The organism is uncultured Faecalicoccus sp., assembly GCF_944327125.1.
Taxonomy (GTDB): Bacteria; Bacillota_I; Bacilli_A; order Erysipelotrichales; family Erysipelotrichaceae; genus Faecalicoccus.
This window is the reverse complement of the sequence record NZ_CALVGO010000033.1, coordinates 1-13,472: the sequence shown is the minus strand read 5'-3', so window position 1 is coordinate 13,472 and position 13,472 is coordinate 1. Positions and strand designations below refer to the sequence as shown.

General features: G+C 43.8%; 14 protein-coding genes. 13 read left to right on the top strand and 1 reads right to left on the bottom strand.

All coding sequences use genetic code 11. The annotated features are described in order from the left end of the window. Positions 1-177: 177 nt before the first annotated feature. From Q0K03_RS05185 to tsaD, 11 genes are all read left to right on the top strand, one after another. Positions 178-1,878, top strand: coding sequence for a hypothetical protein (locus Q0K03_RS05185; protein WP_297238444.1), 1,701 nt, complete (start codon positions 178-180; stop codon positions 1,876-1,878). Beyond that, on the top strand, positions 1,875-2,330 hold the full coding sequence (locus tag Q0K03_RS05180; RefSeq protein ID WP_297238441.1) for a GNAT family N-acetyltransferase: 456 nt from the start codon (positions 1,875-1,877) through the stop codon (positions 2,328-2,330). Before Q0K03_RS05185 ends, Q0K03_RS05180 begins: the two co-directional genes overlap by 4 nt. An 85-nt stretch (positions 2,331-2,415) precedes the next feature. Beyond that, a complete protein-coding gene (locus Q0K03_RS05175) occupies positions 2,416-3,486 on the top strand; it encodes a chorismate mutase (RefSeq protein WP_297238439.1) in 1,071 nt (356 codons plus the stop codon). A 1-nt stretch (position 3,487) separates the two neighbouring features. Further along, positions 3,488-4,717, top strand: a complete 1,230-nt coding sequence (locus Q0K03_RS05170) for an aminotransferase class I/II-fold pyridoxal phosphate-dependent enzyme (protein WP_297238437.1) — start codon at positions 3,488-3,490, stop codon at positions 4,715-4,717. 61 nt (positions 4,718-4,778) lie between these two features. Next, positions 4,779-5,621, top strand: coding sequence for a patatin family protein (locus Q0K03_RS05165; protein WP_297238435.1), 843 nt, complete (start codon positions 4,779-4,781; stop codon positions 5,619-5,621). 82 nt (positions 5,622-5,703) lie between these two features. After that, a complete protein-coding gene (locus Q0K03_RS05160; RefSeq protein WP_297238432.1) occupies positions 5,704-6,348 on the top strand; it encodes a hypothetical protein in 645 nt (214 codons plus the stop codon). Between the two features lie 66 nt (positions 6,349-6,414). After that, complete coding sequence (locus tag Q0K03_RS05155) at positions 6,415-7,755, top strand: replication-associated recombination protein A (RefSeq protein ID WP_297238430.1); 1,341 nt, start codon at positions 6,415-6,417, stop codon at positions 7,753-7,755. Between the two features lies 1 nt (position 7,756). After that, a complete protein-coding gene (gene tsaE, locus Q0K03_RS05150; RefSeq protein ID WP_297238428.1) occupies positions 7,757-8,209 on the top strand; it encodes a tRNA (adenosine(37)-N6)-threonylcarbamoyltransferase complex ATPase subunit type 1 TsaE in 453 nt (150 codons plus the stop codon). After that, positions 8,202-8,801, top strand: coding sequence for a tRNA (adenosine(37)-N6)-threonylcarbamoyltransferase complex dimerization subunit type 1 TsaB (gene tsaB, locus Q0K03_RS05145; protein ID WP_297238426.1), 600 nt, complete (start codon positions 8,202-8,204; stop codon positions 8,799-8,801). Before tsaE ends, tsaB begins: the two co-directional genes overlap by 8 nt. After that, positions 8,798-9,229: a ribosomal protein S18-alanine N-acetyltransferase gene (gene rimI, locus Q0K03_RS05140; protein ID WP_297238423.1), complete on the top strand. Its 432-nt coding sequence runs from the start codon at positions 8,798-8,800 to the stop codon at positions 9,227-9,229. The genes tsaB and rimI overlap by 4 nt, the downstream gene beginning before the upstream one ends. Positions 9,230-9,241: 12 nt before the next feature. After that, on the top strand, positions 9,242-10,243 hold the full coding sequence (gene tsaD / locus Q0K03_RS05135; protein ID WP_297238421.1) for a tRNA (adenosine(37)-N6)-threonylcarbamoyltransferase complex transferase subunit TsaD: 1,002 nt from the start codon (positions 9,242-9,244) through the stop codon (positions 10,241-10,243). 38 nt (positions 10,244-10,281) lie between these two features. Here the strand turns inward: tsaD and Q0K03_RS05130 are convergent, their stop codons facing one another. Continuing rightward, positions 10,282-11,202: a PfkB family carbohydrate kinase gene (locus Q0K03_RS05130; RefSeq protein ID WP_297238419.1), complete on the bottom strand. Its 921-nt coding sequence runs from the start codon at positions 11,200-11,202 to the stop codon at positions 10,282-10,284. A gap of 55 nt (positions 11,203-11,257) precedes the next feature. Here Q0K03_RS05130 and Q0K03_RS05125 point away from each other — a divergent pair, with 55 nt between their 5' ends. Together Q0K03_RS05125 and guaA are read left to right on the top strand one after the other, a co-directional pair. Further along, on the top strand, positions 11,258-11,917 hold the full coding sequence (locus tag Q0K03_RS05125) for an HAD family phosphatase (protein ID WP_297238417.1): 660 nt from the start codon (positions 11,258-11,260) through the stop codon (positions 11,915-11,917). Positions 11,918-11,940: 23 nt separating this feature from the next. Continuing rightward, the coding region (guaA, locus tag Q0K03_RS05120) for a glutamine-hydrolyzing GMP synthase (RefSeq protein ID WP_297238415.1) at positions 11,941-13,472 on the top strand (1,532 nt) is incomplete at its 3' end.

Sequence of the window (13,472 nt, the reverse complement as noted above, 5' to 3'; positions counted from 1 at the left end):
GTGTTCAAGTATGATGAACAAACTCGTACAATCATTGCAGAGCTTTTCAGTAAAGTAAAAGTTGCTGCCAGCAACGCCGAATAATGTAATGGAGATCTTCATTTTGTATGGAGATCTCTTTATTAATGGCATCCTAATGCGGCTCGTGATACAATAAACCAAAATCAGGAGTTGTCTATGAAAAAGAATTTTAATATGAATTTTAATTTTGACTGGGGTCACAAAATGCCCCATCCTCTGCGCTTAAAAACGAAGATCCTTTTTTTGATCGTATGGATCCTGGGAGGATGCATCTTTTACTATTTTTATCATCCGGTGCTGAATGTGAAAACGGCAACCTTCTTTTCGTATGTTGTCTACAGCTTTGTTCTTTTATGGATCCTTTCGCTTTTCTTTGAGAAAAGTCAAAGTGTCTATACAGAGAAAAAACCGGTGTTATGGACGTTATTCAAAGGAGTTTTGATCGCCAGTGTGTTATGGGTCGCCGGCTCCATGATCATATGCAGTCCTGTGTTTATGGCCAAATCGTTTGCGAATCGTATCGAAATCAAAAATGTGGACTTTGACAAGGTCAAGGAAGTGGATTTCACCAAGACACCGATCATTGACCGAGATTCTACGATCGTGCTGGGAGACCGTGTCATGGGGGAAATGCCAGAGCTTGTCAGTCAGTTTGAAGTCAGTGAGGAATACACGCAGATTTCTTATAAAGACAGCGTTTATCGCGTTACACCATTGGAGTATGCGGGTTTCTTTAAGTTTATGGGCAACTATAAAGAAGGAATTCCGGCATATATCCTGGTCAATTCTGTGACCGGGGAGGCAGAACTTGTCAAGCTGGAAGATCTGGGCCTGGAGGGAATGAAGTATGTACCTTCCGGTTATTTTAATCACGATCTGTACCGTAAGCTGCAGATGCAGTACCCGACAACGATCTTTGGAGCCCCTTCTTTTGAGATCGATGAAGAAGGACATCCATGGTATATCTGTACAACTTATGATTATGCCGCTTTTGAAAGCCGTAAGAGTGTTTCCGGGGTTGTCTTGTTTGATCCGATCACCGGAGAATCCACGAAATACGATGATGTGCTGGATGCGCCAAAATGGGTGGACCGTATTTATCCCGAATCCCTGGTTACGGAACAGGTGGATCAAAACGGTTCGCTGCAGAATGGCTTTATCAACTCGATCATTGGGCAGAAAAATGTAACGTACACCAGTGAAGGCTATAACTATCTGGAGCAGGATGGCGATATTTATATTTATTCCGGGATCACGTCTGCCAATAAAGACTCCAGCAACCTGGGGTTTGTGCTTGTCAATCTAAGAACGCACGATGCGATGAAGATTGCCTCTCCGGGAGCCAACGAGTCCAGTGCCATGTCTTCAGCGGAAGGAGAAGTCAAAAACTATGGCTATACATCTACTTTCCCGCTGCTTGTGAATGTGAATGGGCATCCTGTCTATATGATGGCCTTGAAAGATGACAGCGGACTGATCAAAATGTATGCCATGGTCGATGCCTCTGATTATCAAAAAGTGGCGACGATCTCGTCCGATGAAGGCTTTGAAAATCTAAAGAAGAAGTTTATCGCCCTGGAAGGACAGGGAAAGGTCGACAAAAAGGATCTGGAAACAAAAGAGATCACCATTGAGCGCATTCAAATGCTTGCGGTGGAAAACGCAACGAAGTGTTTTATCACGGATACCGATCAAAATCGATATAAGATCACATTGACATCCAAAAACGAAGATACAGTGGCCTTCTTAAAGGCTGGGGATGTCCTAACGGTTTCGTATGTGCCTTCTGAAGGGGTTCGCCTGATTCAGGAGATCCAGCTTCCTGCCAAAACGGGTCAGGAAGAAGACGGAAAATGATAAAGGAAATCAAAAAAGAAGAACGAACCGAAAAATGGATCCAGGATCTGTTGAAAGTATGGGAAGACTCTGTTAGAGCGTCACATCGTTTTTTATCCGAGGAAGAGATCGAACAAATCAAGGAATATGTACCGGAAGCCTTATACGGCGTATCGCATTTGATCGTTGAACTGGATGAATCTGGAGAACTTGCCGGCTTTATGGGAACGGAAGAAAACAAGCTTGAAATGTTGTTTATCAAAAACAGTCAGAGAGGAAAAGGCATAGGAAAACGGCTCTTGCGTCATGGGATGGAAAACTATGGGGTCAATGATCTTGCGGTCAACGAAGACAATCCGCAGGCAAGAGGATTTTACGAGCATATGGGATTTCAAGTGTATCAAAGAAATGCTTTTGACGATCAGGGAAATCCTTATCCGGTCCTCTATATGCAGCGGATGACAAAAGAATAGAATGAACGGCCTGGTGAGTCCAGGCTTTTCTTTTTGGGGTTAAAGAATTACAGCTCAATTTGGTAAAATATGATAAAATGGTTCTATGAACTTATTGGAAAAGGCAAGAAAACAAATCGATGCGATCGATGAAGAAATGGCATCTTTGTATGAAAAAAGAATGGATGCAGTCAAAGATGTGCTCCTTTACAAGAAGGAACATGGGCTGCCTGTTTTTGATCCGGTACGCGAAAAGAGTGTGATCGAAATCAATGCGAAACGGATACAGGATCCGCAGTATCAGGAGTTTTATAAAGATTTTCTGCAGAAGCTGATGAATAATTCAAAGGATTATCAGCGAACGTTACTGAGTCAGGATGTGATTGCCTATGCCGGTGTACAGGGAGCCTTCAGTCAAATCGCTTCCCAGAAACTGTTTCCCAACGATCGCAAATTGAATACGAAAAATTTTGATGAAGTTTTTAAGGCGGTCGTCGAGAAACGAGCCCAGTATGGGGTGATCCCTTTTGAGAATACCAATTCGGGTCTGGTGGGAGAAGTGCTGGATGCCTTGTTGGAATATCCGGTTTATATTCAGGCCATTTATGATTTGAAGGTGGAACAGTGTCTTTTAGGAGTGCCGGGAGCGACTTTAAAAGATATTGAATGGGTCTACTCAAAGGACCAGGCTTTATGGCAGGCCAAGGAATTTTTGAAGCAGATGGGCGTTCAAACGGTGAGTTATCCCAATACCGCTATGGCCGCTCAATATGTGGCCAGCGAAAACGACAAAACCAAGGCGGCGATCGGGGCCAGGGAAAACGCAGAGCTGTATGGATTGGATATACTGGCCACGCAGATCGAGGCAAATACCGAAAATACGACGCGGTTTATCGTGATTGGGCTGCAGCCTAAAGAAACCGGACATCGTTCCAGCGTGGTTTTGACGACAAAGCATACCAGCGGTTCGCTGGCAAAGATCATCGAAGTCATTGCCCGTCATAAGATCAATATGGAAAGCATTCAGTCCCGGCCGATCAAGGGCAAACCGTTTGAATATTTCTTTTTTATCGAAATGGACGGCGATGCTTCTCGGGTGGAAGCGTGCATCCAGGAGATGAAGGAAAATTGTGAAAGTTTAAAAAGTTTAGGAACATATTCGTTAGGAGGTCAATAAGATGAGTTTTGTGAAGGAAAGTGTTAATACCCAGCCAATTGTGGATACGGTCTTTACGATCGTAAAAAAGGCCAAGGAAGATAAGCTGAAAGTGGGAGAAGAAAACGTTGTGGATGCGACGATTGGATCCTTATACGATGAACAGGGGAATCTGGTTGCCTTGGAAAGTATGTTTTCTTCGCTGAAAAGTTTGGATAACAAGGTTTTGGCAGCCTATGCCGCCAGTTTTACCGGCAATGAAGATTTTAAAGACCGCGTTTATCAGTGGGTCTTGAACGGCAACAGTCATCTGCCTCATGAGATCATCGCCACTCCGGGTGGAACCGGAGCGGTAGCCATGACGATCCAGGAATGCCTGGATGAAGGACAAAGTGTGATCTTGCCGGAGATCGCATGGGGAAGTTATAATCTGATGGCGCAGATGAACAACTTAAACGTTGTGAAGTATTCCCTGTTTGAAGAGGACCATTTTAACCTCTCTTCGTTTAAGAAAGCGTGTCAGAAGGTGATGGCTTCACAGAACAAACTGGTGGCTGTGATCAATGACCCTTGTCACAATCCAACCGGCTATTCCATGACGATGGAAGAGTGGGAAGAAGTCGTGTCCTTTTTGAATGCATGTTCAAAAACGCATCCAGTCGTCCTGTTAAACGATATTGCGTATATTGATTATGCATACGGTCAAAAAGATGCGAAAAAATATTTCTCGGTCTTTGATCGGATTTCAGATAAAATCGCTGTGGTCGTGGCATTTAGTTTGAGTAAATCCATGACAAGCTATGGCCTTCGCTGCGGGGCGGCCATTATCATGGCAAAAAATCAGGAAATCGTACAGGAGCTTAAAACGGTCTTTGAAAAAGATGCCCGAGCTACCTGGTCCAATATCAATAATGGCGCCATGGCAGCCTTTGTCGATGTATTGGATCATCATCTGGATGAATACGATAAAGAACGCATGGAATATGTGGATCTGTTAAAAGAACGCAGTTCCCTGTTTGTGAAAGAGGCCAATGAGGTCGGCTTGAAACATTATCCGTATAAAGAAGGTTTCTTTGTGACCTTGGCGATGGATAACGATACCCGAGATCGTTACCATGAAGCTTTGATGGCTCATCATATTTATACGGTCAAAGTCAATCTGGGAATCCGTGTGGCCGTATGCTCCTTATCGGTTGAAAAGATCAAGGGACTGGCCAAAAAGATGAAAGAAATTCTCGATACGGTAGAGTAAAACGCGAGATAGACAAAAATTTAATTTTGTCTATCTCTTTTTTTCGCATATAATATAGAGTATGAAAACAGGAATCATTGATGTAGGCGGTGGCTTGCGCGATATTTTTGGCGCCGGGATCTTTGATGGATGTCTGGATTTGGGAATTTCGTTTGATTATGGGATCGGCGTTTCGGCCGGGAGCGGGAATATCGCCACTTTTCTGGCAGGGCAAAAAGGACGAAACAAACGTTTTTATCTGGATTATGCGATGCGTAAAGAATATATGTCGTTTTCCAATTTAATAAAAAAGAAAAAATATATGGATCTGGATTATATCTATGGAACCTTGGCAAACTCTGGTGGAGAAGATCCGATGAATTATGAAGCATTTGTGCAAAATCCCATGAAATTTGAGGTAGTCAGTACAAATGCCAAAACAGGAGAACCGGTGTATTTCAATGGAAAAAAGATGCCGTTGGATCATTATGATATCTTAAAGGCAAGCAGCTGTATTCCGGTGATTTGTGCTCCCTATCCAATTGAAAATGATTTCTATTTTGATGGAGGCTTGAGCGATCCTATCCCGATTCAAAGAGCGTGGGATCATGGGGTGGAACGTTTGGTCGTGATTTTGACAAAGCCCAGAGATTTGATCCGGGATCCCAAAAAAGATGTCTTGCCGGCCAAAGTGCTGACACATTCTTATCCGCAGGCGGCCAGAAAATTGGAGCTTCGGGCCCAGATCTATAACGAACAGGTAAAAAAAGCCAAAGAAGGAGAAGCTCAGGGAAAAGTTTGTATCCTGGCGCCGGAATCGATTGGCCATATGAAGACGCTGACCAAAGACAAAGAACAGCTGGAAGCTTTGTATGTTCAAGGGTATAAACAGGCCCAGAAGATCGTATCGTTTCTAAAGGAGTAGACGTGTACATAAAATTTAGATAGTTAGCTCTTCTAAAGCGTATATTTATGGTAGAATAAAGATAAATAAGGAGAGGAAAACTATGAAAAAACTATTATCTTTATGCCTGGCATTTTTCCTGGTGCTCGGCAGCTCTGCCTGTGCTAATAATAAGGCGGATGAATCAAAAATGGCGGAAGATGCCGTGGCGGGATATTTTGATGCCTTGCGTGCTGGAAAATGGGAAGAAGCTTCGGAATTTGTCTCTGATTCTTATTCGGATCCGCTGGATATCGAACAGGCTGAAGACTATCTGGAAAGCTTGTTGGAAGTGTATGATTACGGGGAGACTTTTGAAAGCGAAGCCAAGGATTTCATGACCAATGTAATGAAAAGCCTGATTGCCTCCTATGAGATCAAAGGCGTGGAAAAAGAAGACGAGAAGTTTATCGTTAACGTGGATGTCGTATCCAAAGACTATTCGAATTTGGATCTTTCCTCTGTTCAAACGGAAGCCAACGATTATATGGAGCAATATGCGAATGATAATATGGCCAAGATCCAGGAAGTTTACCAGAACGAAGGCGAAGATGCCGCTATGGAACTGATTCTAAAGGATGTCAGCGGCTATCTCTTTGATACGATAGAAAAAGTATACGCAGAAGCTCCGGAAGCTGCTTATTCAGGACACTTTGAAGTGGAAAACGACGAAGGAGAGTATAAGATCACAGACGGACAGCTGAATTAGATTTTGTCAGGGACCGAAAGGTCCTTTTCTTTTTTGAATGGATTTATGTGCTATAATAAAACCATTATGGAACAAGAAGGATTATTTCAGGCAGAAGACATTCGCCCTTTGGCCGATCGGATGCGTCCGGAAACTTTGGAAGACTATGTAGGACAAAAACAGCTGGTTGCCCAGGGAAATCTTTTATGGTCGATGATCGAACATGATAAGGTGACCTCCATGATTTTCTGGGGCCCTCCAGGTGTCGGGAAAACCACGCTGGCACGAATCATAGCGCATCAGACCAAGAGTTATTTTGTCGACTTCAGTGCCGTCACTTCCGGGATCAAAGAAATCAAGGAAGTGATGAGACAGGCGGATACACGCAAAGCGCTGGGACAGAATACGATTTTGTTTGTGGATGAGATCCATCGCTTCAACAAGGCTCAGCAGGATGCGTTCTTGCCGTATGTGGAAAAGGGAAGCATTATCTTGATCGGGGCTACGACCGAAAATCCAAGCTTTGAGGTCAACAGTGCCTTATTATCAAGGTGCAAAGTCTTTGTGCTGAATTCTTTGGAAAAAGAAGATTTGATCGAACTGATCCATAAAGCTTTAAAATCCCCGAAGGGGTTAGGGACCCTGGATATTGATATCTCGGAAGAGGCCATCGATGCGATCGCGGATTTTGGAAAAGGCGATGCCCGGATCTGTCTGAATACTTTGGAGATGGTCGTATACAACAGCCCAAGTGATCTTGAAGGGATCCATGTATCCAAAGAAATTCTTCAACAGTGCCTGCAGCGGCGTACGCTTTTATATGATAAAAAAGGGGAAGAACATTACAATGTGATCTCCGCCCTGCATAAAAGTGTCAGAAACAGTGATGTGGATGCCGCTTTATACTGGCTTGCCCGTATGTTGGAAGCCGGAGAGGATCCTCTTTATGTCGCCAGGCGTTTGGTTCGAATGGCCAGTGAAGATATCGGTATGGCCGATTCCCGCGCCCTGGAGATCACGGTGGCGGCTTATCAGGCGGCCCATTTTCTGGGAATGCCGGAATGCAATGTCCATTTAGCGCATGCGGTCGTTTATCTGGCTTTGGCACCCAAATCAAATTCTTTGGAAGTGGCCTACAATGCGGTCAAACAAGATGCGCTGAAGACTTTGGATCAGCCGGTTCCGCTGCATATTCGAAATGCGCCGACCCGGATGATGAAAGATCTGGGATACAGTGAAGGCTATGAGTACAGTCATGATTACGCTTTTCATATGACAGACATGACTTGTCTTCCGGATTCTTTGATCGGAAAAGAATACTATCATCCGTCCAGCCAAGGTTCGGAACAAAAGGTACAAAAACGATTGGCACAGATCAAAATGATCAAGGCCAATTATCATACATTACGAAAACAGAAGGGAAAATAAAATGAAAATCGAAATTCATTCTTTAAGCGAAACACAGGCGTTTGCGCAGAAACTTGCGAAACTTTGTGTCGATCAGCCTCTTTTGATCACATTGGATGGCGATTTGGGGGCAGGAAAAACAACCTGGACCAAAGCTTTTGGAAAGGCTTTAGGGGTAAAAAATACGATCAATTCTCCAACGTTTACGATCTTGAAATCGTATAAACAAGGAGATGGCAAACCTTTGCACCATATCGATGCGTATCGTTTGGAAGGAGCCAGTCAGGATCTGGGCTTTGAAGATTGTTTTGATGAAGGAATCACGGTGATCGAATGGTCTTCTTTTATTGAAGATCAGCTTCCGGAAGACCGCTTGTCCCTCTCCTTTGAGGAAGGGATGGATGAAAACCGCGTCATCACAATGGAAGCGCATGGAGAAAAGTCAGCTAAGATATTGGAGGGATATCATGATTAGCTTATGTATGGACAGCTCTTACAAGTTACTGGTTCTTGGTCTTTACCAAGATCAGAAACTGCTGGCGGGCATTTCTTTGGAGGCCTTTAAGAAACAGAGCGAAACGATCTTTGTGGAATTGAACCGTTTGTTAAAAGAGGCAAATCTGGATTATAAAGATATTGATCGCGTTGTGATCACCAAGGGTCCGGGCTCTTATACAGGGATCCGGATCGCGATGACGATTGCCAAAGTGCTTTGTTCACAAATGAACAAGGAACTGTATACGATCTCTACCATGCAGCTTTATGCGGGTGTACGGGAAAGTGTCAATGTGATCTTAGATGCCCGATCCCACAGAGCGTATACAGCACATGTCGAAAAAGGAAAAATCGTGGATGGGACAAAGATCCTGACTATGGAAGAACTTCAGGATTTTCTTGCCCTTTACCAGGGAGACATTGCCGGAGATGCGGATCTGGTCGGGCGCAGCGCTTGTGAGGTCGATTATTTACAGAACTTTATTGATTTGGAACCGTATTATGAAAAAGTAGAAAACATTCATGCGCTGGTTCCGGACTATTTAAAAGAAAGTGATTCTTATAAAGTATGAGAATTGAAAAAGTCGAAGAATCACAGATCGGCCAAATCGTTGAAATGGAAAAAAAGTGTTTTAAACAGCCGTGGAACATAGAACAGTGTCTTTATGAGCTGAAGGAGAATCCTTTCAGTACGATTTATTGGATCAAAGAAGAAGAGGCGGTGGGCTATGCCTTTTTGTGGGTTACGTTTGAAATCGCCCAACTGGCACGGATCGGCATCGATCCTGCCTTTCGAAAAAAAGGATACGGAAAAAAACTCTTACAGGAATTGATGCGAATCGCCAAAGAACAAGGCTGTGAATTTATGAGCCTGGAAGTTCGTGAATCCAACCTGGCCGCTATAAAACTTTATGAATCTTTGGGCTTTGTACAAGTCAATGTTTCAAAAAATTATTATCCGGATGGGGAAAATGCCATCGTGTTTTCAGGAGCGTTGTAGAGAGGAAAGAATATGATTGTCTTGGGAATTGAAAGCAGCTGTGATGAAACGGCAGTTGCGTTAGTGAAAGATAAAAAAGAAGTATTATCATCGATTGTCGCAAGCCAGATCGATGTGCATAAAGAATTTGGCGGCGTTGTCCCGGAAGTGGCAAGCCGTATTCATATAGAAAATATCTCTTACTGCATTCAGGCCGCATTAAAAGAAGCCAATTGCACCATGGAAGACGTGGATGCGGTGGCGGTGACCAAAGGACCGGGATTGATTGGCTGTCTTCATGTTGGTGTGCAGGCCGCCAAGACGTTGGCGTTTGCCTATCATAAACCATTGGTTCCCGTACACCATCTGGCAGCTCATATCTATGCCAATGAACTGGTGGTGGACATGCATTTTCCGCTGTTGGCCCTTGTGGTCTCAGGGGGAAACACAGAACTTGTATATATGAAAGATGAAACCAGCTTTGAGATCTTGGGAGAAACGCAGGATGATGCGATTGGCGAAGCCTACGATAAAGTGGCACGTGTATTAGGCTTGGGATATCCCGGCGGTCCGAAGATCGATAAAATGGCGAAGGAAGGCAAACCCGTCTATGAACTGGCTAAGCCAAAAACGCAGGGCCGGTACGATTTCAGCTTTTCTGGGCTGAAAAGCAGTGTGCTTCAATTTACGAAACGAATGGAACGGCAGAATCAAACGTACGATCTTAATGATTTAGCTTGTTCTTTCCAGGAATGTGCTCTGGAGGAGATCTTTTCAAGAATCAAAACGGCGCTGGATGATCATCCGGAAATTCGCCATTTTGTCGTAGGCGGCGGTGTCAGCGCCAATTCCCGTTTGCGAGAAAAGATCGAAGAGCTGAAAAAGGAATATCCAGAAATCATTTTTACGGTTCCGCCTATGTCCTGTTGTACAGATAACGCATCCATGATTGCGGTTGCGGGAACGATTGCTTATGAATCTGGAAGAAGAGCCGATGAAACCTTAACAGGAGATGCCAGCTGGCCGATTCAGTAGAAAATAGTAAAAGAATAAAAAGGGATTGATTCTGGGAATCAGTCCCTTTCATTTGCGAATCCTTCGATTCTTGATTTTCTTTCGTATACGGTTTCTAAGGAAGGAATCGAGGGCATTCCTCCTATGGTTTCCGTAGAGATGCTGGCGGTTAGACTGGCCATCTTTAAGACTTCTATTAAAGGCATCTTTTGAGCTAAAAAATAGACAAAGGCACCGTGGAAAATGTCTCCAGCTCCGGTTGAATCTACTGTTTTGGCGGGATAAGCCGGAATATGACGGATTTGTCCATGACTTTTATAAAGGAGTCCGCGTTGGCCAATCGTGATCACAATGGTGTTTTTTGTCAGCTCTTCCAGTTTATGAAAGATCGTTTCCAGACCGGAAAGATCCTTTAGATCGATTTCCCGTTGTGTATAGGAACGGCACAAATCTTCAGAACAGATAAAATAGTCAACCAGACCGGCCAGACTTTTTGTCCATGGCTTTAAAGAGCCGGCATCCATAATGGAAATGGAATCGGGGAACTTTTCTAAAACAGTTTTGGCAGTAAGAGATTCTCTTCCGTCAATTAAGATATAGTCTGGTTTTGTGTCAGGAAAAGGCAAAAGTCTCTCTGGAGCCAAAAGAGGATCGTTTAAGATCGTTCTGGTTCCGGTTTTAATGTTGGACAAAATACAGCTGAGGCTGGTCGAGATGCCTTCTTCGATCTGGATATATTGTGTGTTTAACCCTGTGTCTTTAAGCGTGTTCAAGATGCGTTTTCCATACAGATCGCTGCCGATCCTGGCGATCAAAGAAGTATCAAGCCCCCATTTGGCTAAAAGAGCAGCGGCATTGGTTGCCGGTGCCCCTACACATTCCTTGTGGGAGGAAACGACGTATTTCCGGTTTTCCTGTAAGGGCTCTTCGATAGGAAAAGTCAGATCAAAGGCCGCTTGTCCGATGCATAGTATTTTCATGGTTTTATTTTATCATGATTTCGATATAATAAGACGGTAAGGAAGGAAAAATACAATGAAGATTGATGCCGTTATTTTTGATATGGACGGATTGATGTTTGATACAGAATCCATGTTCAAGAAACAGTTTCGCCAAGCCCTGGATCTTTATAAGATCCAGGCACCCGATTCGATCGTGGAGTCCATGATTGGCTGTGATTCCAGAAAAGTACAGATGTTTGAAAGAGAATATCCTGGAATCATGGAAGCGATGGCTTATTGTCAGAACCATCGTATGGAATATTTCTTTGATTATTTTAAAACACCGGGCTCGGCCAATAAAGAAGGATTAAGAGAACTGGTAGAGTATCTGGATGAAAAAGAAATCCCTTATGGAATAGCTTCCAGTTCCCGAGTGGAAGACATACAAAGAATGGTTCGGTATGCGGGGTTTAAGATCTCCTATAAAGTGCTGACCAGTTCGAAAGAAGGAATTCCTTCAAAACCGGCTCCGGATATTTTTCTGGAAACCGCACATCGTTTGAATGTAAAACCTGAGAATTGCCTGGTTTTAGAAGACAGTAAATACGGGATCATGGCAGCTGCGGACGCCCATATGCATTCTATATTCATTCCGGATCAAATCATACCGGATGAACAGATGAAAACGTATATCCAGACAACGTGTAAAAGTCTAAAGGATGTAATAGATTATTTAGAAAAAGCCATGGTATAATGTCAGGGTAAAGGAGAACATTTATGAAAAAAGAGCTAGTGATCGTTTTGGATTTTGGCGGCCAGTACAATCAGCTGGTGGCGCGCCGTGTCCGAGAATGCAATGTGTATTGTGAGATCTATTCATATAAAACAGATCTTGAAAGAATCAAAGCGATGAATCCAAAAGGAATCATCCTGACCGGAGGACCGAACAGTTGTTACGAAGCGGATTCTCCGACATATTCAAAAGAATTATTTGAATTGGGCATTCCGGTATTGGGTCTATGTTACGGGGCTCAGCTGATGATGCATGTGCTGGGCGGAAAAGTAGAAAAAGCCGATGCCCGTGAATATGGAAAAACAGAAGTGATCGTGGATAAAACGGATTCCAAGATCTTTGAAGGGGTTTCGAAAAACACGATCTGTTGGATGTCCCACTTTGACTATATCTCTCAGGTCGCTCCAGGCTTTGAGATCACCAGTCATACGGATAACTGCCCGTGTGCTTCCGCCGAAAATACGAAAGATCATTTATATGCGATCCAGTTCCACCCGGAAGTGCTGCATACCAAAGAAGGAACAAAGATGTTGTATAACTTTGTGCGCAACATCTGTGGCTGTTCCGGGGATTGGCGCATGGACTCTTTCGTGGATGAACAGATCAAAGCCATTCGTGAAAAAGTGGGCGATGGAAAAGTTCTTTGTGCTTTAAGCGGCGGTGTCGATTCATCGGTTGCGGCTGTATTACTTTCTAAAGCTATCGGAAATCAGTTGACCTGTGTATTTGTGGATCATGGTTTACTTCGTAAAAACGAAGGCGATGAAGTGGAAGCTGTCTTTGGACCGGAAGGACCTTATGAATTGAATTTCATCCGTGTCAATGCCCAGGAACGCTACTACAGTAAATTAAAAGGTGTGACAGAACCGGAACAAAAACGTAAGATCATTGGGGAAGAATTTATCCGTGTGTTCGAAGAAGAAGCCAAAAAGATCGGTACTGTTGATTTCCTTGTACAGGGAACGATCTATCCGGATGTTGTGGAAAGTGGATTAGGCGGAGAAAGTGCCGTGATCAAATCGCATCATAACGTTGGCGGTCTGCCGGATCATGTAGATTTTAAAGAGATCATTGAACCGTTAAGAGATCTGTTCAAAGACGAGGTTCGTAAAGCCGGACTGGAATTAGGAATTCCAGAAAACCTGGTATTCCGTCAGCCATTCCCAGGCCCAGGGCTGGGAATCCGTATCATTGGAGAAGTCACCGCGGATAAAGTTCGTATCGTGCAAGATGCCGATGCGATCTATCGTGAAGAGATTGCCAAAGCCGGATTGGACAGAACGATTGGACAATATTTTGCGGCCTTGACCAATATGCGCTCGGTGGGTGTCATGGGAGATGAAAGAACCTATGATTATGCCGTAGCTTTGCGTGCAGTCAATACGATCGACTTCATGACAGCGGAATCGGCAGAGATCCCTTATGAGGTCTTGAACAAGGTCATGTCAAGAATCATCAATGAGGTACGCGGGGTCAATCGTGTATTCTACGACCTGACGAGCAAGCCTCCGGGAAC